At 70.8% G+C, this 19,789-nt stretch carries 19 protein-coding genes and 1 pseudogene; 9 read left to right on the forward strand and 11 right to left on the reverse strand.

The features are described 5' to 3' along the window. Nucleotides 1-18 precede the first annotated feature (18 nt). Complete coding sequence (locus ACFQSB_RS16170) at nt 19-684, reverse strand: hypothetical protein (RefSeq protein WP_380827318.1); 666 nt, start codon at nt 682-684, stop codon at nt 19-21. Nucleotides 685-811: 127 nt separating this feature from the next. Then, nucleotides 812-1,576, reverse strand: coding sequence for a MerR family transcriptional regulator (locus tag ACFQSB_RS16175; protein WP_380827319.1), 765 nt, complete (start codon nt 1,574-1,576; stop codon nt 812-814). A gap of 171 nt (nt 1,577-1,747) precedes the next feature. Between ACFQSB_RS16175 and ACFQSB_RS16180 the strand changes: the two are divergent. Next, a pseudogene (locus ACFQSB_RS16180) lies at nt 1,748-2,920 on the forward strand (amidohydrolase family protein); the annotation flags it as partial. Between the two features lie 468 nt (nt 2,921-3,388). On the opposite strand, the gene pdxR reads toward ACFQSB_RS16180, so the two are convergent. Further along, nucleotides 3,389-4,804 carry a MocR-like pyridoxine biosynthesis transcription factor PdxR gene (pdxR, locus tag ACFQSB_RS16185; RefSeq protein ID WP_380827320.1) on the reverse strand — a complete coding sequence of 472 codons (1,416 nt, stop codon included), beginning with the start codon at nt 4,802-4,804 and terminating at the stop codon, nt 3,389-3,391. Between the two features lie 47 nt (nt 4,805-4,851). Here pdxR and ACFQSB_RS16190 point away from each other — a divergent pair, with 47 nt between their 5' ends. Next, nucleotides 4,852-6,027 (forward strand): MFS transporter, encoded by a 1,176-nt coding sequence (locus ACFQSB_RS16190; protein ID WP_380827322.1) that lies wholly within the window; start codon nt 4,852-4,854, stop codon nt 6,025-6,027. A gap of 69 nt (nt 6,028-6,096) precedes the next feature. Here the strand turns inward: ACFQSB_RS16190 and ACFQSB_RS16195 are convergent, their stop codons facing one another. Together ACFQSB_RS16195 and ACFQSB_RS16200 are read right to left on the reverse strand one after the other, a co-directional pair. Then, nucleotides 6,097-6,291: a helix-turn-helix transcriptional regulator gene (locus tag ACFQSB_RS16195; RefSeq protein WP_380827324.1), complete on the reverse strand. Its 195-nt coding sequence runs from the start codon at nt 6,289-6,291 to the stop codon at nt 6,097-6,099. Further along, nucleotides 6,288-6,707: a hypothetical protein gene (locus tag ACFQSB_RS16200; RefSeq protein WP_380827325.1), complete on the reverse strand. Its 420-nt coding sequence runs from the start codon at nt 6,705-6,707 to the stop codon at nt 6,288-6,290. The genes ACFQSB_RS16195 and ACFQSB_RS16200 overlap by 4 nt, the downstream gene beginning before the upstream one ends. Before the next feature lie 647 nt (nt 6,708-7,354). Between ACFQSB_RS16200 and ACFQSB_RS16205 the strand changes: the two genes are divergently transcribed. Further along, nucleotides 7,355-7,849 carry a hypothetical protein gene (locus ACFQSB_RS16205; protein WP_380827327.1) on the forward strand — a complete coding sequence of 165 codons (495 nt, stop codon included), beginning with the start codon at nt 7,355-7,357 and terminating at the stop codon, nt 7,847-7,849. Nucleotides 7,850-8,144: 295 nt separating this feature from the next. Here the strand turns inward: ACFQSB_RS16205 and ACFQSB_RS16210 are convergent, their stop codons facing one another. The 4 genes from ACFQSB_RS16210 to ACFQSB_RS16225 form a co-directional block, all read right to left on the reverse strand. Continuing rightward, on the reverse strand, nt 8,145-11,039 hold the full coding sequence (locus ACFQSB_RS16210; protein WP_380827329.1) for a glycosyl hydrolase family 95 catalytic domain-containing protein: 2,895 nt from the start codon (nt 11,037-11,039) through the stop codon (nt 8,145-8,147). Between the two features lie 489 nt (nt 11,040-11,528). Next, a complete protein-coding gene (locus tag ACFQSB_RS16215; RefSeq protein ID WP_380827331.1) occupies nt 11,529-11,759 on the reverse strand; it encodes a helix-turn-helix transcriptional regulator in 231 nt (76 codons plus the stop codon). Beyond that, nucleotides 11,756-12,163 (reverse strand): hypothetical protein, encoded by a 408-nt coding sequence (locus tag ACFQSB_RS16220; RefSeq protein ID WP_380827333.1) that lies wholly within the window; start codon nt 12,161-12,163, stop codon nt 11,756-11,758. Before ACFQSB_RS16220 ends, ACFQSB_RS16215 begins: the two co-directional genes overlap by 4 nt. Nucleotides 12,164-12,226: 63 nt before the next feature. Continuing rightward, nucleotides 12,227-12,670, reverse strand: a complete 444-nt coding sequence (locus ACFQSB_RS16225; protein WP_380827334.1) for an ATP-binding protein — start codon at nt 12,668-12,670, stop codon at nt 12,227-12,229. A gap of 355 nt (nt 12,671-13,025) precedes the next feature. On the opposite strand from ACFQSB_RS16225, the gene ACFQSB_RS16230 reads away from it, so the two are divergent. After that, a complete protein-coding gene (locus tag ACFQSB_RS16230; protein WP_380827335.1) occupies nt 13,026-13,853 on the forward strand; it encodes a helix-turn-helix domain-containing protein in 828 nt (275 codons plus the stop codon). Beyond that, nucleotides 13,844-14,053 carry a DUF397 domain-containing protein gene (locus ACFQSB_RS16235; RefSeq protein WP_380827337.1) on the forward strand — a complete coding sequence of 70 codons (210 nt, stop codon included), beginning with the start codon at nt 13,844-13,846 and terminating at the stop codon, nt 14,051-14,053. Before ACFQSB_RS16230 ends, ACFQSB_RS16235 begins: the two co-directional genes overlap by 10 nt. Nucleotides 14,054-14,096: 43 nt before the next feature. On the opposite strand, the gene ACFQSB_RS16240 is transcribed toward ACFQSB_RS16235, so the two are convergent. Then, nucleotides 14,097-15,224: an AI-2E family transporter gene (locus tag ACFQSB_RS16240; protein ID WP_380827338.1), complete on the reverse strand. Its 1,128-nt coding sequence runs from the start codon at nt 15,222-15,224 to the stop codon at nt 14,097-14,099. A 362-nt stretch (nt 15,225-15,586) separates the two neighbouring features. Between ACFQSB_RS16240 and ACFQSB_RS16245 the strand changes: the two genes are divergently transcribed. The 4 genes from ACFQSB_RS16245 to ACFQSB_RS16260 all read left to right on the forward strand — a co-directional run bounded on the left by ACFQSB_RS16245 (nt 15,587) and on the right by ACFQSB_RS16260 (nt 19,028). Next, nucleotides 15,587-16,780: an SGNH/GDSL hydrolase family protein gene (locus ACFQSB_RS16245; protein ID WP_380827340.1), complete on the forward strand. Its 1,194-nt coding sequence runs from the start codon at nt 15,587-15,589 to the stop codon at nt 16,778-16,780. Nucleotides 16,781-17,004: 224 nt separating this feature from the next. Then, entirely contained in the window at nt 17,005-17,343 is a 339-nt protein-coding gene (locus ACFQSB_RS16250) for a YciI family protein (protein ID WP_380827342.1), read from the forward strand. Nucleotides 17,344-17,345: 2 nt separating this feature from the next. Continuing rightward, nucleotides 17,346-18,506, forward strand: a complete 1,161-nt coding sequence (locus ACFQSB_RS16255) for an RNA polymerase sigma factor (protein WP_380827344.1) — start codon at nt 17,346-17,348, stop codon at nt 18,504-18,506. A gap of 78 nt (nt 18,507-18,584) precedes the next feature. After that, nucleotides 18,585-19,028, forward strand: a complete 444-nt coding sequence (locus tag ACFQSB_RS16260; protein ID WP_380827346.1) for an ester cyclase — start codon at nt 18,585-18,587, stop codon at nt 19,026-19,028. Between the two features lie 181 nt (nt 19,029-19,209). On the opposite strand, the gene ACFQSB_RS16265 is transcribed toward ACFQSB_RS16260, so the two are convergent. After that, nucleotides 19,210-19,638, reverse strand: coding sequence for a CBS domain-containing protein (locus ACFQSB_RS16265; protein WP_380827436.1), 429 nt, complete (start codon nt 19,636-19,638; stop codon nt 19,210-19,212). Between the last annotated feature and the right edge of the window lie 151 nt (nt 19,639-19,789).

Genomic DNA, 19,789 nt, shown 5'->3' on the forward strand with positions numbered 1-19,789 from the left:
GCGACCATGGCGGGCGGGTCACAGTCGCGTCCGGGCCTCCTCGATCTGCCGCAGGATGGCCTCGGCGCCGGCGGCCTCGGCGATCGCCGTGGCCTCGTCGAGGAGCGCGAGCGCGTCCTGGCCGCGTTCCTGCCCGGCGGCGACGTAGGCCAGCCCGACCAGGTTGGCGGCCACGCCGGGCAGGAAACCCGCCTCCCTGCGCAGCCGGGTGGACTCCTCCAGCCGCTCGCGCGCCACCTCCAGGTGGCCGGCCATGTGCTCGACGAAGCCGAGGTGACGCAGCGCGTACGACATCGTCAGCGCGTCACCGGCCTCGGCCGCGAGCGCGCGAGACCGCTCGAACCAGACCACGGCGGCCTCGAGATCGTCCAGGACGACCTGGTGGCAGGCGCCGACCCAGAACAGCGCCTCCGCCTCGCCCCGCTCGTCCCCGAGCCCGTGGTACAGCTCCACGGCCCGCTCGAACAGCGCCATCTCCTCGGCGCCGGTCACGGCCGCGGCGTCCGTCCCCTCGCCCCGCCGGTCGACGAACCGGGCGTGGAGCACCTTTCCCCGGGCCAGCGCCAGGTCGGCCTCCATCGCGTCCAGCAGGCGCTCGACGCCGGCCAGCGCGCCCGCGTCCCCGCCGAAGACGGCCCTGTCGTACAGCGTCCGCGCCCGCTCCACTCGATCTTCCGCGTTCATAGGTAGCCAAGTCTCGGCCTCCTCCGCCACACGCGCAACATCACCCGTCCGCGACGCCTCCTCAGCCGCCACGGCGACGCCGCCGGGCAGGTCCTCACACGGCCGAGCGCGCGACCGGGCGGGCGCCTCAGGCGTGGCCGAGCCGGTGGACGGCGTACGCCTGGACGGCGCGCGCCAGCCAGGACGGCAGCTCCGGGTCCTCGGCCGCGACGATGGCGCGCTGTTCGGGATTGTCCTGGATGAGCTCGCCCAGGGCGTGGTAGGCGGCGGCGTCCGCCGGCCACAGGGCGCGCACCGCCGCGTAATGCCCGGCCACCAGGTCCAGTGCCTCCGGCGCGTCGGGGGCCACGCCGCGCCGGCGCGCCACGGACAGGCGGGCCAGCAGGCGTCGTCCCTCGTCGGCGGCGCGCTCGTACTCCCGCCTGGTCCACTCGCTCGTGGAGCGCTCGGCGACGGCGACCTGCGCCTCGGCCTTCGCGCCGTACCGGGCACGCAGGTCCTCGCGCAGGCGGTGCCTGCCCTCGGCCAGGCCGGTGAAGAAGTCCTCGTCGCTGATCGGCCGCTCCCCCGACAGGCCGGCGATCGTGCGGTCGACGGTGTCCAGGATCCGGTCCAGGCGGTCGCGCTCGGCCGCCAGCCGCTCGCGGTGCCCGCGCAGCGCCACCAGCTCGTCGGTCTCGCCGTCCAGGGTCGCGGCGATGAGGTCCAGCGGCATGCCCAGCTCCCGCAGCAGCATGATGCGCTGCAGGCGCAGCAGCTCCGGGCGCCCGTACCAGCGGTACCCGTTCGCCGAGACGCGGGCCGGCCGCAGGACGCCGATCTCGTCGTAATGGCGCAGCGCCCGGGAGGAGATGCCCGCCATCTTGGCGACCTGGCTGATCGAGTGCTCCATGCCGCGAAGGTTAGCCACCCGCCCCTGGCACCGGCGCCCGGTACCGGCGCCGTCGCCCACCGGGGCTCATGCCACCTCACCCATGGCCGGCGCCTGACCCGGCGAGCGATCGGGACGGCGCGCTGTTCATGGGTTGACCTTCTCGTTACGTCAACTTCTACCGTCGTCCGCATGAGCGCGCACCGGCCCTTCACCATCACCGGCGTCCGGATCTTCGACGGAGCCGGCGTCATCGGGGCGACCCATCTGCGGGTCGTGGACGGGCGCGTCGACGCGGCCGGCGACGCCGCGATCGCCCGGTCCGGCGACGCCCTGGTCCCCGGGAACGGCGGGACGCTCCTGCCGGGGCTGATCGACGCCCACGTCCACCTGCTGCCCGGATGCACTCAGCTCGCGGCGGCCTTCGGCGTCACGACCGTGATCGACCAGTTCAGCAAGCCCGAGGTCATCTCCCCCGAGCTGGCGGCGGTCGCGGCGTCGGAGAGGGGCATCGGCCCGGTTCGCGCCGGCCTGCGCACCTCGGGCATCGGGGCGACCGCACCGGGCGGGCACCCGACGCTCGCCTACGCCCCCATCCCCTACGTGACCGGGCCAGCCGACGCCGAGCCGTTCGTCGAGGCCCGGCTGGCCGAGGGCGCCACCCACCTCAAGGTCATCCACGACGACGGCTCCGGCGCCATGCTCGACATCCCCTCGCTGGACCCCGCGACCATCGAAGCGCTCGTCGGCGCGGCCCACCGACGCGGCCTGCCGGTGGTGGCGCACGTCTCGACGGCGGCGGGGGCGGTCACGGTCGCCCGGTGCGGGGTCGACGTGCTGGCGCACGTGCCCTTCGACCGCATGTCCGACCGCGAGATCGGTGAGGTGGCCCGCACCGGCGTGGCCGTGATCACGACGCTGTCGGTGATCGACGGCTTCCCGGGCCCGGACGGCGTCATGCCGCTGCTGGCCGAGCCCGCGCTCGCCGCCCGCCTGACGCCGCGGTGGCGCAAGGTGCTCACGGCCCAGTCGAGACGGTGGATGCCTCCGCACCCGCCGGACGGCGCCGCGGCGCGGTACAACGCGGTCGCCCTGCTGGAGTCGGGGGTGCGGCTGCTCGCCGGCACCGACACGCCCAACCCCGGGCTGGTGTTCGGCGCGAGCCTGCACCGCGAACTGCGGCATCTGGCCCGGGCAGGACTGCGCCCCGCCGAGGCGCTGGCCGCCGCCACCTCCGTCCCCGCCGAGGTCTTCGGCCTCGCGGACCGGGGCAGGCTGCTCCCGGGCCGCCGGGCGGACCTCGTCCTGGCCGACGGCGACCCGACGACGGACCTCGCCGCGACCGGGTCGCTCCGTCAGGTGTGGGTGGCGGGACGGCCCGCCGACCCCGGCGCCTACGCCGGGAGCACCGTCGAACGCGAGGGCGTCGCCTGGCTCAGGGACTCCAACGAACGGATCATGGAGGCGATCCGTCGGACGTGGCCGGACGTCCCGGCGCCGGAGGAGGTGCGCCGCGACGACGGCGAGGTGCTGGGACGGCTGGTCCCGACCGCGGGCGGCTGGCAGGCCACCACCGTGTTCGGCGCGCCGCTCGGAGAGGTCACCGACCGGGATGGGGCGCTGGAGACCCTGCACGAGACGGGGCTGGCCTGCCTGGCCGAGCCGTGGTGGGTCCAGACGCTGGACGGCGCCGGCCCGCGCGAAGCCCTGCTGGTCGAGGTCCGCCCCGACCGCGTCCGCCTCCGCTGGATCGACCCCCTGCTCGACCAGCCTCCTTCCGGCCGGTGGTACGACCTGGCCGACATCGACCTGTCCCGGCACCTCCCGGTCACCTCATCCCTCCTGGAGGAGGTCGGCGATGGCGGCGATGCCGGCTTCGATGGCGGGTTTCGGGGTGTCGCCGAAGCCGAGGACGAGGCGCGGGGCGGCCGGGGGCGCGGCGCGGTGCATCCGGGCCATGCCGTAGAGGCCGACGCCGCGCCGCCCGGCCTGCCTGACCAGCTCGTCTTCGTCGGCGCCCGCGGGCAGGTGGAGAACGGCATGGAAGCCCGCGGCGAGGCCGGTGACGCGCAGCGCGGGGGCGTGGGCGGCGAGGGCGGCCAGCAGGGTCTCCCTGCGGGCGGCGTACTCGGCGCGGGCGCGGCGCAGGTGCCGGTCGTAGCGGCCCGACTCGATGAGGGTCAGGAGCGCGAGCTGGTCGAGGGAGGGGCTGCCACGGTCGGCGATGAGCTTGCCACGCGCCAGCGGGCCGAGCAGCCGTTCGGGGGCGATCAGCCAGCCGAGGCGCAGCGCGGGCGCGAGTGACTTGCTGACCGTCCCGAGCGAGACGACGCGGTCGGGCGCGAGCCCCTGGAGCGAGCCCACCGGATCGCGGTCGTACCGGAACTCGGCGTCGTAGTCGTCCTCGACGATCACGCCGTCGCGGCGCCGCGCCCACGCGATCAGCTCCTGCCGGCGATGCCCGGCGAGCACCACGCCGGTCGGCCACTGGTGGGCCGGGGTCACCAGCACGGCCCGGGCCGGGGTGCGATCAAGCGCGGCGACGTCGAGCCCGTCCGCGTCGACCGGGACGGGCACCGCGGCCATCCCGGCGGCGACCGCCTGTTCGGTCGTCGAGACGCCGGCCCCCGGGTCCTCGAAGGCCAGCGTGTCCACGCCGTCGCCGGCGAGCACGCGCAGGACGAGCCCGAGCGCCTGCGCCATGCCGGTGCAGACGACGACCTGGTCGGCGGTCGCCGCCACCGCCCGCACCCGCCGCAGGTAGGCGGCCAGCACCTCGCGCAGCCGCGGCTCGCCGATCGGGTCGCCGTAGTCGAATGCGGAGTTCGGGGCCGTGCGGCAGACCTCCCGGACGGCCCACGCCCAGTCCTCGCGAGGCGCGAGGCGAAGGTCGGGGACGCCGTGCCGGAAGTCGGCGACCGCGTGACGGGGCCGGGCCGGCCGGCTCGCCGGCGACGGCGCTTCCGGGCGGACGACCGCGCCCGCCGCCACGCGCGTGGCCGACCCGGGCCGGCTGGTCAGGTAGCCCTCGGCCTGCAACTGCGCGTAGCAGTCCTGGACCAGGCCGCGCGACAGCCCCAGGGCGCGGGCGAGCTCGCGCGAGGACGGCAGCCGCTCACCGCCGGCCAGTCGACCGCTGCGGACCGCGTCGCGCATCTGGTCTTCGAGCTGCGAGCGGAGCCCGGCGCCGCTGTGCCGGTCGATCGTGACGAGTAGTTCAGGACCCGAACCGGCCCACTCCACGGGCATGGAACTGGACCTTATCACTGGCCCAGTTCCCCCATAGCGTTCTCGGCATGACCACTGATCTTCACCCCCGCCCCCGCACCCGGCCGGCCCGCACCGGGCTGGTGTCCCGGGCGCTCCTGCTGCGTTTCGTGTCCATCGTCGGCGCGTCCATCGGCTTCTACCTGCCCCTCTCCGTCGTGCCGCTGTACGCCAAGCAGGCCGGTTCGGACAGCGCCGCGGGCCTGGCGACCGTCGCGCTGTTACTGGCCACCGTGGCCTGCGAGCTGGTGACCCCGCGGCTGATCGCCCGGCTCGGCTACCGGTGGGCGCTGGCCCTCGGGCTGGTCCTGCTCGGCACGCCGACCCTCGTCCTCACCATGAGCGACGACATCTGGGTGATCATCCTGGTCAGCGTGGTGCGCGGCGCCGGTTTCGCGATCACCGTCGTGGCCGGCGGCGCCGTCACCGCCCTGCTGATCCCGAAGGACCGGCGCGGTGAGGGCCTCGCGCTCGTCGGGGTCGTCAGCGGGGTGCCCACCCTGCTCGCGTTGCCCGCCGGTGTGTGGGTGGCGGCTCACTGGGGCTACACCCCCGTGTTCGTGATGACCACGGTGGCAACTCTGCTGGCCCTGCTGCCGCTGCCCGCGCTGCCGAGGCGCGCCGATACGGCGCAGGCGGGCGATCACCACGGCGTGGTCGCCGGCCTGCGCGACCCCGCCCTGACGCGGCCCGCGACCATCTTCGCCGCGACCACCGCGGCGGTCGGGGTGCTGGTCACCTTCCTGCCGCTCGCCACCTCCGGGCAGCCGGCCTGGGTCGCCGCGAGCGCGTTGCTCGCCCAGCCCGCGGCGGCCACCCTGGCCCGCTTGTTCGTCGGACGGCTCGGCGACCGGCACGGCCCGGCCCGCCTGCTGGTGCCCGGGCTGGTGCTGTCCGCCGCCGGCATGGCCGCGCTCGCCGCCACCGGCACGCCGTCGGCGGTGATCGGCGGGGCGCTGGTGTTCGGCGTCGGATTCGGCGCCCTGCAGAACGCGACGCTGACGCTGATGTACGCCCGCGTGCCGTCCGGTGGCGAGAGCGCCGTGAGCGCGATCTGGAACGCCGCCTACGACCTCGGCATGGCCGCCGGCGCCCTCGGCGCCGGCCTGGTCATCGCCTCGATCGGCTACCCCCTGACCTTCGCCCTCACCGCCGCCGCGATCCTCCCCGCCCTCGGCCTCGCCCACCGCGACCGCCGCCCATGAACCGGGCCTTCAGACGCTCGCGCACTGCCGGCGAGGATCGCGTGGGACGCCGCCACTTCGGATGATGTTCTACTGCTCGTCGAGAAAGACTTCTTCGATCGTCAGGTCGAACACCTTGGCGAGGCGGAAGGCGACGGGAAGGCTCGGGTCGAACTTGCCTTTTTCGATCGCGATGATCGTCTGCCTCGACACGCTGATCCGCTGAGCCAGATCAGCCTGTGTCAGGCCGCGTTCGGCCCGCAGTTCCGTGATGCGGTTCTTCATCGGTATCTGATCATGCCGGCGGCGAAGGCGATCACGAAGACGACTCCCAGGAGCGCGGGCAGGACCGCGGTGTTGACGTCGTAGGTGATGAGGCCGGCGGTGTCCGCGACGACATAGGCGAATCCACCGACCCACCCTGCTCCGAGGGAGATGGCCAGGGCCTCCTGCATGACCTTGCGCTGCAACTCGTCGACTCTCCGGAGAAAGCGGGTGAAGGCGACGATCCATCCGATGCCGACGGCCAGGTTGACGGCGACCGCACCCCAGCTCGCCACCGGTCGCCGAGGGTCCCACAAGAGGTCGGGACCGAACTTGGCCAAGGCGAGGGTCACCGTCCAGGCGAGCGTCCAGAGTACGAGCCGGATGGTCGCCTTGGTCGACTCACGGTAGTCCCCGGTCGTGGTGTGTGCTTGCACGGGTCGCCTCCTGCGGCGAGAGGTCAAGGACACTTGACACGGTAGGAGGGGGGCCGCCGTGATGTCAAGTGTGCTTTACGTCGGCCGGAGCGACCCCTGGTCCGGGCACCACGGGACGATCCTTAGTTCCGTCCGACAACGTGCGGCCCGGGCGACGCCGCTTTCCGGTCATCGCGTCAACCAGAAGCCGACGTAATCGATCTGCGGTAGCCCTGCGGCCGGGCAGCATGATGCCACCTACGGCATGCTCCAAGTCATCGTCACGCTCACCAGAACGGGTCGTAAGCACAAGCGGGTGGCAAGATCGTTCGCCGTTCAGAGCGGACCAGCTGATGGGTGACCCTCAGCGGCCGGTCCCAGCCCGAGGGCGGCAGTGCCGCGGCCCCGTGTTTCGGTGCGCACCACGATAGTGTCGCCCCGGCGGGCGAAGGCCGGTAGCGCGCACCCGACTTCCATCCCACCGCAGGGACGATCACTGCCGTTGCCCACGTCTTCGACCTGCATGTGGACCGTCCGGGTGCCACGGCGATACACATCCTCATCCGCCGCCCGGCATGTCACTGATGTCACCACCCTCGAGCATGCTTCACAGATGCCGCACGGGCGATCCGACACAACTTCACCGTAGGTGACGATATCTTTACGCAGTGCTTGCCGCCTATATCGACGAGAGCCTCCGTCGCCGCCCCCAGGACGACAGCGTCTACGCCATGGCCGGCGTGATCATAGATGCCATCGACCACGAGGACGCCCGGGCAGTCCTTGAGTCCCTTCGCACCGGCAAGAGCCCTCGCCTGCATTGGCGAGAGGAACCCTCCGCGCGCCATCCCGTAATCGCCGACGCGATCCGCTGTCTGCCACTGAGAAGCCTTGTGACCGTCCACATGTTCAGCAAAGGCATCCCGTACGAAAGAGCCCGGCGGCTCTGCCTGGAAAGGCTGTTGCACGAACTCGATCAAGCCGGAGTCACGCTGGCCACGATCGAGAGCCGATCAGCCCGCATGGACCACCTAGATCTCCTGCTCATTATGGGCATCCGTAAGAGCAGACTTCTTTCTGATGGCATCAGGGTCGTGTGGCGACAGGCTGGAGAGGAGCCACTGCTGTGGGCGGCCGACGTCGTGGCAGGAGCCACGACATGATGGCTGGACGGTAAGCCCGATGGTTTCGGCGCGCTGTCCGGCCAGATCACCCTGATCTGCCTCAACTGAGGCGAGACAGCGCGAAGGCCGGGCACCCGATTCCATCGGTGGTCCCGGCCTCACTTCCAACACCCACCAGGGGTGCGGCACTTCTCATGATGCCTCACCCGGGGCGATCAGACAACCACATTGAGCAATCTACCGACGCAGCGTCATACGCTCTCCAAGCGCAGCTGCTGCCCAGCGCCAGGGCTACCACCCCCCTTTGGACGGAAGCACGGCTGGGTCTCCAGCGTCACATGGTGATGATCTGCCATTCCTGGTTGGCGCCGCTGTTACCGCTCCATTGGATGACTCGGGCGCCGTCGGCCGTGGAGCCTCCTTCGACGTCCGCGTAGAGGCCGTTGCCGACGTTGACGAGCTGGTAGTAGCCGCTTGTCGCCGCGGGGACGAGTTTCCACCGCTGGTTGGCGCCGTTGTTGCCGGTCGTCTGGACGAGGGCGGCGCCCTGGGTGGCGTTCGGGCTGGTGAGCACCTTGCCGCTGCCTGCACCGGCCAGCCGGACCGAGCCGTCGGAGTTCTGCGTCATCTGCCACTGCTGGTTGGCCCCGCCGGTCCAGGGCCACTGGACGATGGCGGCGCCGTCGGCGGTGGAGCCGCCGTAGACGTCCAGCACCTTTCCGCTCTTGCGGTTGACCAGGCGGACGACGCCGGTGGACGGGCCGCCGCCACCGCCCAGCCCGACGGTGATCTGGGTCGTGGCGCCCGCGGTGAGCGACACCTGCCGGGCGTGGTCGCCCAGAGGTGAGGCGGCGACGCCCGCGCCGGTGGTGATGGAGGTGATCCCGCGCCGGCAGATGAGCGTCACGGTCTGGGTGATGTCGGAGACGACGGTGGCGGTGACGGTCCGGGCGGTGATGTCCCAGGTGAGCGAGTCGATCCGGAGACGGTTGCGGCCGCGCACGCCGGTGATCGTGCCCTTGGCGAACTGGTCGGGCAGCGCGGGCAGCACCTCCAGGATGCCGGGCCTGGTGTAGATCAATGCCTCGGCGAGGATCGCGGGCAGGGAGTTGGCGGCGTCGGCGTTGTAGATCGCCAGGTTCGGGTTGTGCGAGGTCATCAACGACCGGAAGACCATGTTGTTGCCCAGGATCTTGCGCAGGTTGCCGTACACGCCGGCGCCGTCCTTCAGCCGGGCCCGGGCGAGGCTGCGGTGGATGGCGCCGTGGGCCTCTCCCGACTCGTCCCCGCGCAGGTCCAGGGCGCGGCTCGCGTAGCGGATGAGGTCGGGCTTGTCCTCGGGGTTGATCTCGTGCAGCGGCCAGACCGGGTACATGTGCTGGACGTGACGGTGGTTGTACCGGTCGGTCAGGCTGGGCCACGACCATTCCGCGAGCGCTCCGTCGCCGTTGATCCGATAGTCGGGCATCTTGGCCAGCAAGGCGGTCCAGCGTTGCACGCCTTGGCCCGCGCCCTGCTCGGTTCCGAGGAAGCCGGCCGCCTCGATGGCGGCCCGCAGCGCGTGCTTGCCCGCGGCGATCTCGCCGGTCGCGTTGATCGACAACTGCCTGCCGGTGTTGCCGGGGCTGTTCTCCATGGAGAAGCACGGCACGAAGATGACCTTGCCGTCCGCGTCGGTGCGGGTGAGGAAGTCCTCGTAGAACGCCGCGAGCTCGATCAGGACCGGGGCGAGCTTGGTGCGGTAGAAGGTGGCATCGCCGGTGACCTCGTAGTACTCCAGCAGCGGATAGAGCAGCCAGTCGGCGCCGCCGATCCAGGTGTGGCCGGGGAACCCGCCGTCGAAGTGCAGCATCTTGCCGTACTCGCCGTCGGTCCGGGAGGGAGCGAGCAGGCCGCGGATGCCGTAGAGATTCTTGGCGTTGGTGCGCCAGTCGTTGATCTGGCCGAGGATCAGGGTGAAGTAGCCGTCCATGACCTCGGTGAGGGACAGGATGTTGCCGCCGGCGACCTGGAAGTTGACATTGGCGTCGGTGGTGAAGTCGCCGGCCCACGCCGCGTCCCACGCGCCCGTCCACAGGCCGGTCAGCCGCGGTGGCAGGACGCCGCTGGAGGACAGGAACAGGTAACGGCCGGAGTCGTACATCCGCTCCAGCAACGCGAGGTCGATGACGTTGCGGTTGGCGTTCTGCCGCGCGATCAGCTCACCGGTCGACAGTTGCCGGTCGGCGGCGCTGACGTTCAGGTCGAGGCGTGAACGGTCGTACAGCGGGGTGTGCAGGGCGGTGTGCCGCGTGAGCAGCGCCGCGTAGTCGGTGCTCAGCGCGGCCAGTGCCGCGTGCAGCGGTTTGGCGTCCCACGCGGTGGACGACTCGTAGCGGTCCAGCTTGGTCAGCAGCACGAGTCTGGTCGCCGCGGCCACGACGATGGACGTCCCGCTCACCCGTACCGAACCGCCGGACACGACCACCCGGGTGACGCCCTCATAGCCGAACGCCCCCTGGCCGGAGGGGTATCTGCCCCTCAGGTTCAGGTAGCCGTCACCGTTGTCGACCGTGGCCAGGGTGGTGAAGCCGACGGACCCCGGCACGCCGCTCAGGCTCGTGTTGACGCTGAGCGTGGTGTCGATCGTCCGGCCCGGCGCGGGGGTGAGTTCGTGGACGATCACCCGGTCGGCTCGGGAGACGAAGGCCCGGCGCGTCCACGCGCCATTGCCGTCGGTCCCCGTCGAGGTCACCTCACCGGTCCTGAAGTCGGTGATCCGGGCGTAGTTGCCGACCGTCGTCATCCCCGGGGTGCTGATCTGCAGCTCATAGCCGGGATGGAAGGTCTGGGTCCAGCGCAGCGACCAGCCGGAGGTGAAGTCGCCGGTGGCGCCGTTGTAGTCACCGGCGAGCGCCTTGTCCCTGACTCCCGCCAACCGGCCCGACAGCACCGGCGGAGTCACATTGCGGGTGCCGTTGGGCATCACGAACCGATGATGGGTGAAGACGACCTTCTCCAGGGCGGGCGCACCGTAGAGCATGGCGCCGTACTCACCGTTGCCGGTCAGGAAGGCATCGGTCCAGTTCGCGGCGGCGGCCGTGTCGTAGATGCCCCGCTGCGGCAGCGACACCTGCGGCGGCACGGCGGCGGCCGCCCGGTCAGCGAAGATCGTCGAGGGCAGCGCGGCGGCGCCGACGGCCGCCGCCGTGGTCGCGATGAAACGTCGGCGGTTCAGCGGCATGTTCATCGAAGCTCCTGACGATGAGCCGGGGATGACGGTCGCGGCCACGTGCCGCCTGTGCCGCCATGGATGGTCCGTCGCCTTGGTGGCGGTCGTCGTTCGACGGGGCACCCGGATGCGGAGCACTCGGTCAAAGGTGCCTCCGACGGCAAGGACATCCTGCGGCCTGTCTGCAATACATCCCATGAATGAAGCGTGCGTAACGTACGACGTCTCATGTGTGCCGTCAAGAACGCCGTGTCATCTCCGATCCGATCTCCAGGACAGCCGAGGGCTCTCCCTCGAGTTCCGTGCAACTTTCATCAACCGGATGACCGGGATCCAAGACGGGGGACCACGAGGTGCGCCCACCGCCCACCATCGCCTTCACCCTTTCGTTGCCACGGAATTCATCCCACCTTAGAGGGGTGATGAGCTGACACGGGGCCGGCGGCTCCCGCACGCCCCGGGCGCAAGGGTGCCCTCGCCGCCGCATCGTTGACCGGACGGTCCCTGTCAGGCCGGGTCGCCCGTGTCCTCCGTCCGTTCTGGGAGGAAGATCTGTTCGATGGTCAGGCCGAAGACGTCGGCGAGGGTGAACGCCAGGGGCAGGCTGGGGTCGTACCGCTCGGTCTCGATGGCGTTGATGGCCTGCCGGGAGACCCGGCACCGGTCGGCCAGATCGGCCTGGCTCCAACGGCGGGCCGCACGCAGTTCGCGTAGCCGGTTCTTCATGCGCGCCGTCACCGGTGCAGGCGGGTACGCAGATCCGCGATCAGCAGCCACATCGCCACGCCGCCGATGAGGATCAACTGCGCGAGCTGCTGGAGCCGGACGATGCCTGCCGCGTCGAGCAGGGTGGCCACCTGCAACCCCACCAGGACCGCGGCGAACGCGATGGCCATGCTCTCCAGCTGAATCCTGCGCAGGTACTCGTCCGCGCGCCGGAACGCCCGCAGCAGCACCCAGGCGATCGCGAGGGTGAACACGGTGGTGGTCGCGATCCACCAACCCTTCTGGACGGCGCTCTGATCGGGGTTGCTGCCCAGCGCCAGGGCTACCACCCCCAAAGTGGACACGGGTATGCCGTCGATGAGCACGGCACGGCGGGCCGCGCGCGTCACCTGATCCTGCTGCATCTCTTTTGCCATGCCATGAATGTAAAGCGAACCTTCCATTAGGTCAAGCGACCCTGACTCAACGGAAGGTACGCCTTACATCTCGGCGACCTGAAACCACACCGTTCTGTCCGCGTCGTCGTGGTGGGAGCCCCAGGCGGTGGCGATCGTGTTGACGAGCCACAGGCCCCGGCCGCCGTCGCTGTCCGCCTCGACCATCCGCGCCACGGGCGCACCGGTGGCCGAACCGGCGTCGGTCACCTCCACGTGGACCGTCCGCGGGGCCACGGCGACGCGCACCGCTATCCGCCCGCCCACCGCGCTCCCGGAGTCGGAGTGGGCCACCGCGTTGGTCACCACCTCACTCAGCAGGAGCAGGACGTCGTCCAGGGCCGGAGCGGCGACCGTCGCGGCCAGCAGCCCACGCACCCACGCCCGGGCCGCCGGCACCGAGGCGATGTCACCGGGAAACTCCCCGAACCACGCCTCCGCCCCCGGCACCTCACCCCCATGCCGAACCACCTGCTCGTCCGACCTCACAGGACCACCCCGGCCCCGACCATGCCGGCCGCGATGATGACCTGCGTCCTCACACGCTGCGGACTGACATACGCACACCTCCGGTGCGGGCCGGCGGGGCGCAAAAGACCGCCGTTGGATTCGCACATAACCCGGCTCCCCCTTTTCTGATCGCGGAGTGTTCATTCGCTTTCTTCACGTCCTCACGACCGAAGAACACGTGTGCTTAGATTGGCCCGTGACCAGCGAATCCACGATCCAATCAGCACGCCGGATGATGACCGGCGATACCAGGAACAGGTTTCACTAAACCACCGCCTGGCATTATCCGCGCAACCAGAAAGTCCGTTTTCATCCTGTTTTCTGGAGGACCGCGATGAACGTCGAGCCTTTCCCCGGCCCGGAATCCCCCCGCGCGCGTTTCGGTGCCGAAATGCGCCGCCTCCGGGAGGCGGCCCAGCTCTCCCAAGCCGCCGTCGCCACCCGCCTCGGCTGCACCCAGACCCAGGTGAGCCGCCTGGAGGCCGCCACGCGCACGCCGTCGGTCTCCGACGCCGAACGGCTGGACCGGCTCTTCGGCTCCGGCGACGGCACCTTCTTCACGGACCTGCGCAAGCACATCGCCTCCCGCCCCGGCGGGCCCGCATGGTTCATGGACTGGGTCAACGAGATCGAACCGGCCGCCCGCGTCCTCTGGTCCTGGGACCCTCTCCTGATCCCCGGCCTCCTTCAGACCCCGTCCTACGCCCGGGCCATCTTTCACCAGGAGCCCCAGATCAATTCGGAGGAAATGGAAGCCCGCGTCGAGGCCCGCTCACAGCGGCAGAGCGTCCTCCGCCGGGAAGACCCACCACTGCTCCTGGCGCTCATCGACGAGGGCGTGCTACGTCGCGAGGTCGGCGGACGCGAGGTGATGAAGGAACAATTCGATCACCTGATGAACGCCGTGGACGAGCCCAATATCTCCGTCCAGGTCGTTGACCCGCACTGCCTCATCGGCCTGCTCGGCGCATTCATGATCGCCGAGCTCAAGGGCGGACAACCGCACGCCATTCACGCGGACTCGTCGGCCGAGGGGCACATCACCACCGACCATGACATGGTGACCTCGATCCGAAACCGATATGAAGCGATACGTCTATGGGCCTATCCTGAGCGCGTGTCCCTCAAATTGATCGAGGAAGCGAGGCGGGAATGGACCTGAGTAACGCCGTGTGGCGGAAGTCGTCATTCTCCGGCGGAAATGGCGGACAGTGCGTCGAGGTCGCCGACAACCTGACCGGCGTGGTCGCGGTGCGCGACAGCAAGGTTCCCGATGGCCCCGAACTCCTCGTCGGTGCTTCCGGGTGGCGGACCTTCGTCGGCGGCGTCAAGACAGCAAGAAGCTTCGGCACCCTGAGCTGACGCATCGCAGTGGCTTGTCGCGACCCCCATGGAGGCGAGTGGGTCAGGTGGACGTCCGCTCGGGGGCGGGCGCGTCGGTTTCCGGGAGGTCGGTCTCCGGGTTCTGGGGCGGGTCGGTGAGCTGTTCGCGGAGGTAGTTCCACACCACGGCGATCAGGGCGGCGACCGGTACGGCGAGCAGGCTGCCCACGATGCCCGCCAGGCTGCCGCCCAGCGTCACCGCCAGCAGGACCACCGCCGCGTGCAGGCCGAGACCACGGCTCTGCACCATCGGCTGGAACACGTTCCCCTCGAGCTGCTGCACGACGACGATGATGGCGAGCACGATCAGCGCGTCCGTCCAGCCGTTGGACACCAGCGCGATGAGGACCGCCACGAAACCGGCGAACAGGGCGCCGACGATGGGGATGAACGCCGAGACGAAGGTCAGGACGGCCAGGGGAAGAACCAGCGGCACGCCCACGATCCACAGGCCGAGACCGATGAAGACGGCGTCGAGCAGGCCCACGAAGGCCTGGGAGCGTACGAACGAGCCGAGGGTGTCCCAACTGCGGGCGGCCACGATCGGCACGTCCGTGGCGAGGCGGCCGGGTAGCTGGCGGGCCAGCCAGGGCAGGAACCGCGGGCCGTCCTTGAGGAAGAAGAACATGAGGAAGAGCGCCAGGACCGTGGTCACCAGGCCGTTGACCACGGTGCCCACGCCGGTGAGGGTGGCGGTGACGATGCTGCCGACGCTGGACTGGACGCGCTTGACCGCGCTGTCGAACGCGGTGCTGACCTGGTCCGCGCCGATGTTCAGCGGCGGCCCGGCGGCCCAGTCGCGCAGCTTCTGGATGCCGTCGCCCACGCCGGTGGCCAGCTCGCCGGACTGGGATGCCACCGGGACGGCGATCAGCACCACGGTCCCGGCGGCGACCAGGAGGAACAGCACGGTCACGGCCGACGCGGCCAAGGCGGGTGGCCAGCCGTGCCGGCGCAGGAAACGGGTCAGGGGCCAGGTCAGCGTGGTGAGCAGCAGGGCGATCACGAGCGGCCATAGGACAGACCACATCCGGCCGAGAATCCACAGAGCCACCGCCGTCATCAGCACGACGAGCAGCATCTCCAGGGAGATGCGCGCCGAAGTGCGCAGCGCGGTGCGCGTCTTGGTGGCATTGAGCGTGGCAGGCACAAGGACACCCTAGACATTGCCCATGCCTTACGCGGACAGGGCGACCCTCGAGCGGACGGTCTTGACCGTTGGGGTGGGGGGACGGACACTCTGGCCGGCGCGGGACCGGAGTGTTCTCCGGGGTCGCCGCCGGCCTGTCTCCGATCCAAGGCGAAGGGTGGGCGTTGAGCCCCACGTCATCCGTGCCCCCACCGGATGTTCGCGCCGCCGTGATCCGTCATGCCGCCGGGCCGCGGTCTCCGCCGGCGGCCGTCGCCGAACCCACCCCCATGAAGCTTTCAACGCGAGCTTCGAACGCTGGCCCCTCATCGCCCGGCGGAGCGTGTCCCACGGCGCTCTCGCCGGCAGGAGTAGGAGAGACCGTGCGACACACACAGGTGAAGGCGGCGCTGGCCGCGCTGGCGGTGGCGGCCACGCTGCTGCCGACGGCCGCCAACGCGGCGAGCCCTTCCGAGACGACGTCCGCAGACAGTCCGGCGACGGCCGCGGGCAGTCCGGCGGCGGCCGTGCTGGCGACATCCGCGGGCAGGCACGCGGCGGCCGTGCTGGCCAGGGCGCACACCGCCGGCCGGGTACAGGTCGCCGGCGACGCCGTGCGGTACAGCTGGCCGGGCGTCTACTTCGAGGGCCGCTTCGTCGGCACCGGAGTAGGGATCGCCCTGAACGACACCGTGAACGACTACGACGTCCAGATCGACGGCGCCACCGTCGCCACGCTGGTGACCCCCGGCCGCACCACGTACTGGGTGAAGAATCTGCGCTACGGCGTGCATGACGTGCGGCTCGTCAAGCGGACCGAGAGCCAGTCGGGCATCGGCGAGTTCGGCGGTTTCGTCGCCGCCCCCGGCGGCGTCGTCCTGCCCAGGCCCCCGGATCGCCGACGGCAGATCGAGTTCATCGGCGACTCCTACACCGCCGGCTACGGCAACCTCTCCCCCACCCGCGAATGCCCCGCTCCTGGGCAGCTCGACAGGAACACCAACGCCGACCTGAGCTTCGGCGCCCTCACCGCGCGCGGTCTCGGCGCCGACTACCAGCTCAACGCCTTCTCCGGGCGCGGGATGGTGCGCAACTACAACGGCATCGAGCCGGGCACCGACTACCGCACCTACTACGACCGTGCCTTGATCAGCGTGCCCGGCGACGTCTGGAGGAATCCGGGCACCTGGCACCCGCAGCTCATCGTGGTCGGGCTCGGCATCAACGACTTCTCCACCGCCATCAACCCCGGTGAGCCGTGGACGCCGGAATCCCTGGTCGCCGCCTACAAGACCGCCTACCAGGGCTTCATCGACAAGCTGCGCGCCCGCTACGGCAAGCGCGCGGTCATCGTGGTCAGCGCCACCTACGTGTACAACACGACGGCGCTCGCCGACGCGGCGCGACAGGTCGTGCAGGACCGCAACGGGCAGGGCGACGACCGGGTCGTCTACTGGTACTACGACAACGCGGACCTGGACTACGGCGGCTGCGACTGGCACCCGTCGGCCCACGACCATCAGATCATCTCGCAGCGGCTGAACGACTTCATCGCCGCCCTTCACCTGCGCTGGTAGGGGGCGCGGGGCGCAGAGCACGACACGCGCCGGGCGGCCGGGCCGTCCGGCGCGTGCCCGTGCGCCGCGTCTTGTCGCGTCGTCAGGACGAGACCTCACGGACGGAACGAACCGAGCAGGAGGCGAGAACGGGGTGATCTCCGGGCGAGAATGGGCCTGTGGTGTCCCCCGCGCCGTCGCCCGTTCGTCGTGCAAGGGGAGAGCCCCTGACTTCGGAGGTCGCGATGCGGTACGCGCTGATGATCTACACCCCGCCCGGCTACGTGGAGTCGCTGTCGGAGGCGGAGATGGACGCGGTGTACGCGGACTACTTGGCGCTGGCCGATGACGACCGGTGCATCGAGCACGCGCAGTTGCAACCGGCCGAGACGGCGACCAGTGTGCGGGTGGCCGACGGCCGGACGCTGATGACCGACGGCCCGTTCGCCGACACCAAGGAGGTGCTCGGCGGCTTCTGCCTGGTCGAGGCGGCCGATCTGGACGAGGTGCTGGAGATGGCGGCCCGCGTCCCGGCCGCCCGGATGGGCGGCGCGGTGGAGATCAGGCCGGTGGTGCGGCGCTGACCGTGCTGGAGCAGGTCTTCCGGGACGAGTGGGGGCGGGTGCTGGCCTCGCTGGTCGGGTTCCTGCGCGACTTCGACAGGGCCGAGGAGGCCGCGCAGGAGGCGTTCGCGATCGCGGCGGAGCGCTGGCCCGCGTCCGGCGTACCGGACAACCCGGGCGCGTGGCTGACGACGACGGCCCGCAACCGGGCGATCGACCGGATCCGCCGGGAGCACACCCTGGCCGAGAAGATCCACCTGCTGCCGGCGGCCGAGGCCGTCATGATGGACGAGGTCGACGACACCGTGATCAAGGACGAGCGACTGGAGCTGATCTTCACCTGCTGTCACCCGGCGCTGCCGCTGGAGGGGCAGGTGGCGCTCACGCTGCGGGCCCTGGGCGGCCTTTCGACCGCCGAGATCGCCCGCGCGTTCCTGGTCTCCGAAGAGACCATGAAGCGGCGCCTGTCGCGCGCCAAGACCAAGATCAAGGCAACCGGGATCCCGTTCGCCGTTCCAGGCGCGCATCTGCTGCCCGACCGCCTCGACGCGGTGCTGGCCGTGGTCTACCTGATCTACAACGAGGGCTACAGCGGCCGGGTCGACCTCGGCGGCGAGGCCATCCGCCTCGGACGCGTGCTCACCGCGCTCATGCCGGACGAGCCGGAGGCGCACGGGCTGCTCGCGCTGATGCTGATCCACCATGCCCGGCGACGGGCCCGGTTCTCCGGCGAGGACCTCGTGCTGCTCGACGATCAGGACCGGTCGCTGTGGGACGCGCGCCAGATCGCGACGGGACGGGTGGTGCTCGACCGCGCGCTCGCGCTGGGCGGGAGCGGCGCCTACGTCGTGCAGGCCGTGATCGCCTCGCTGCAGGCGCGGGAGCGCATCGACTGGCGGCGGGTCGCCCGGATGTACCGGCGGCTGGCCGACCTCACCGGTTCCCCGGTGGTCGAGCTCAACGGCGCCGCGGCGCTCGCCCAGGCCGGCGACCCCGCTGCGGCGCTGGCCGCCGTCGACCGCCTGGACCTGGACGGTTACCTCTACTTCCACTCGACCCGCGGCGAGCTGCTGCGGCGTCTCGGCCGCGCGGACGAGGCCCGGGCGGCGTACCGCCGGGCGCTCGACCTGGCCACCTCGACCCCCGAGCGGCGGTTCCTCACCGGGCGGCTCGAACAACTCTGACCCGGCCTGTCCCCCGGGTGGGTGGTCGTTCGTCGCCCGAGTATGAGCGACGTTCGTCCGGACCAGAGGAGAAACGACATGTCAGCGACCCGGCCGACCCATGACCTGGGGGTCTTCGCCCGCCTTCATGAGGCCGTCAACAGCGGCGACGCGGAACTCGTCTTCAAGGCGATCGACGAGGTCGTCGACCCCGATGTGGTGGTCCGCACCCCGCTGCCGATCGACGCGACGGGGGCGCAGGCACTGAAGGAGGTGTTCGGCAGGCTCCTGCGGGCCTTTCCCGACCTGCACATCGCGGTCGAGGACGTGATCGCCGAAGGAGACAAGATCGTCTACCGGAACACCGTCACCGGCACCCACCAGGGCGAGTACATGGGCCTGGCTCCCACCGGCCGGTCCATCTCCTACAACGAGATCTTCATCTTCCGCTTCGCGGACGGCCGCATCACCGAGACCTGGGGCGTCGTCGACGTCCTGTCCCAGATGCGGCAACTCGGGATCATCTCCGGCGCCTTCTCGTAACCGGGACTCACGCCCGCGCGGCGAAGGACGCGGGTGCACCGCCGTACCCGGGCGCCGGCGCACCGCACCACGTCCCACCCACCGCCACGGCGCCCCGGGCGCGACCACGCATAGAGCGGAGGCGAAGGAACCCGGGCGGCGAGCGGGGGCGGCCGCCCGGCGCCCGGCAGATCCGGCAGGCTCAGCCGTGGAGGTAGTCGACCAGGTGGGCCTTTTCGGTCTCCAGCTCCTCGATGGCGCTCTTGACGACGTCGCCGATGCTCACGATGCCGGCCAGGCGGCCCTGGCTGACCACGGGGAGGTGGCGGATGCGGTGGTCGGTCATGGTCTTGCGCAGGTCTTCGACGTCGGCGTCCGGCTCACAGGTGCGCACGGGAGTCGTCATGATCGACGACACCGGCTCCTCCAGCACGCCGGGGCCGCGCTGGTGGAGCCCGCGCACCACGTCGCGCTCGGAGACGATGCCGACGATCGTCTCGCCGTCCTCCGACACCACGACGGCGCCGATGTTGTGGCTGGACAGGGCTGCGAGCAGCTGGGTGACCGTCGCCTGCGGCCGCACGGTCGCCACCGTGCTTCCTTTGCTTCGCAGGATCGCGCTGATGAGCATCGACACCACCTCGTCACGGTAAGGAGAGGCCAGGGAGAGTATCAGTGACTTCCCCACCTCGTGCCAACGTTAAGCGTGAGGACGGGCAAAGCCGATCCGGCGTCCCGGGGGCGGCATGAGTACCATGCCACGCACCACTTCTCTCCAGGGG

It is taken from the genome of Sphaerisporangium rhizosphaerae (assembly GCF_042665155.1).
GTDB classification, from domain to species: Bacteria; Actinomycetota; Actinomycetes; order Streptosporangiales; family Streptosporangiaceae; genus Sphaerisporangium; species Sphaerisporangium rhizosphaerae.

Coding starts and splice junctions, on each gene's coding strand:
- ACFQSB_RS16170 (WP_380827318.1), bottom strand. CDS start 684: ATGAACGCGGAAGATCGAGTGGAGCGGGCGCGGACGCTGTACGACAGG.
- ACFQSB_RS16175 (WP_380827319.1), bottom strand. CDS start 1,576: ATGGAGCACTCGATCAGCCAGGTCGCCAAGATGGCGGGCATCTCCTCC.
- pdxR (WP_380827320.1), bottom strand. CDS start 4,804: ATGCCCGTGGAGTGGGCCGGTTCGGGTCCTGAACTACTCGTCACGATC.
- ACFQSB_RS16190 (WP_380827322.1), top strand. CDS start 4,852: ATGACCACTGATCTTCACCCCCGCCCCCGCACCCGGCCGGCCCGCACC.
- ACFQSB_RS16195 (WP_380827324.1), bottom strand. CDS start 6,291: ATGAAGAACCGCATCACGGAACTGCGGGCCGAACGCGGCCTGACACAG.
- ACFQSB_RS16210 (WP_380827329.1), bottom strand. CDS start 11,039: ATGAACATGCCGCTGAACCGCCGACGTTTCATCGCGACCACGGCGGCG.
- ACFQSB_RS16220 (WP_380827333.1), bottom strand. CDS start 12,163: ATGGCAAAAGAGATGCAGCAGGATCAGGTGACGCGCGCGGCCCGCCGT.
- ACFQSB_RS16230 (WP_380827335.1), top strand. CDS start 13,026: ATGAACGTCGAGCCTTTCCCCGGCCCGGAATCCCCCCGCGCGCGTTTC.
- ACFQSB_RS16235 (WP_380827337.1), top strand. CDS start 13,844: ATGGACCTGAGTAACGCCGTGTGGCGGAAGTCGTCATTCTCCGGCGGA.
- ACFQSB_RS16250 (WP_380827342.1), top strand. CDS start 17,005: ATGCGGTACGCGCTGATGATCTACACCCCGCCCGGCTACGTGGAGTCG.
- ACFQSB_RS16260 (WP_380827346.1), top strand. CDS start 18,585: ATGTCAGCGACCCGGCCGACCCATGACCTGGGGGTCTTCGCCCGCCTT.
- ACFQSB_RS16265 (WP_380827436.1), bottom strand. CDS start 19,638: ATGCTCATCAGCGCGATCCTGCGAAGCAAAGGAAGCACGGTGGCGACC.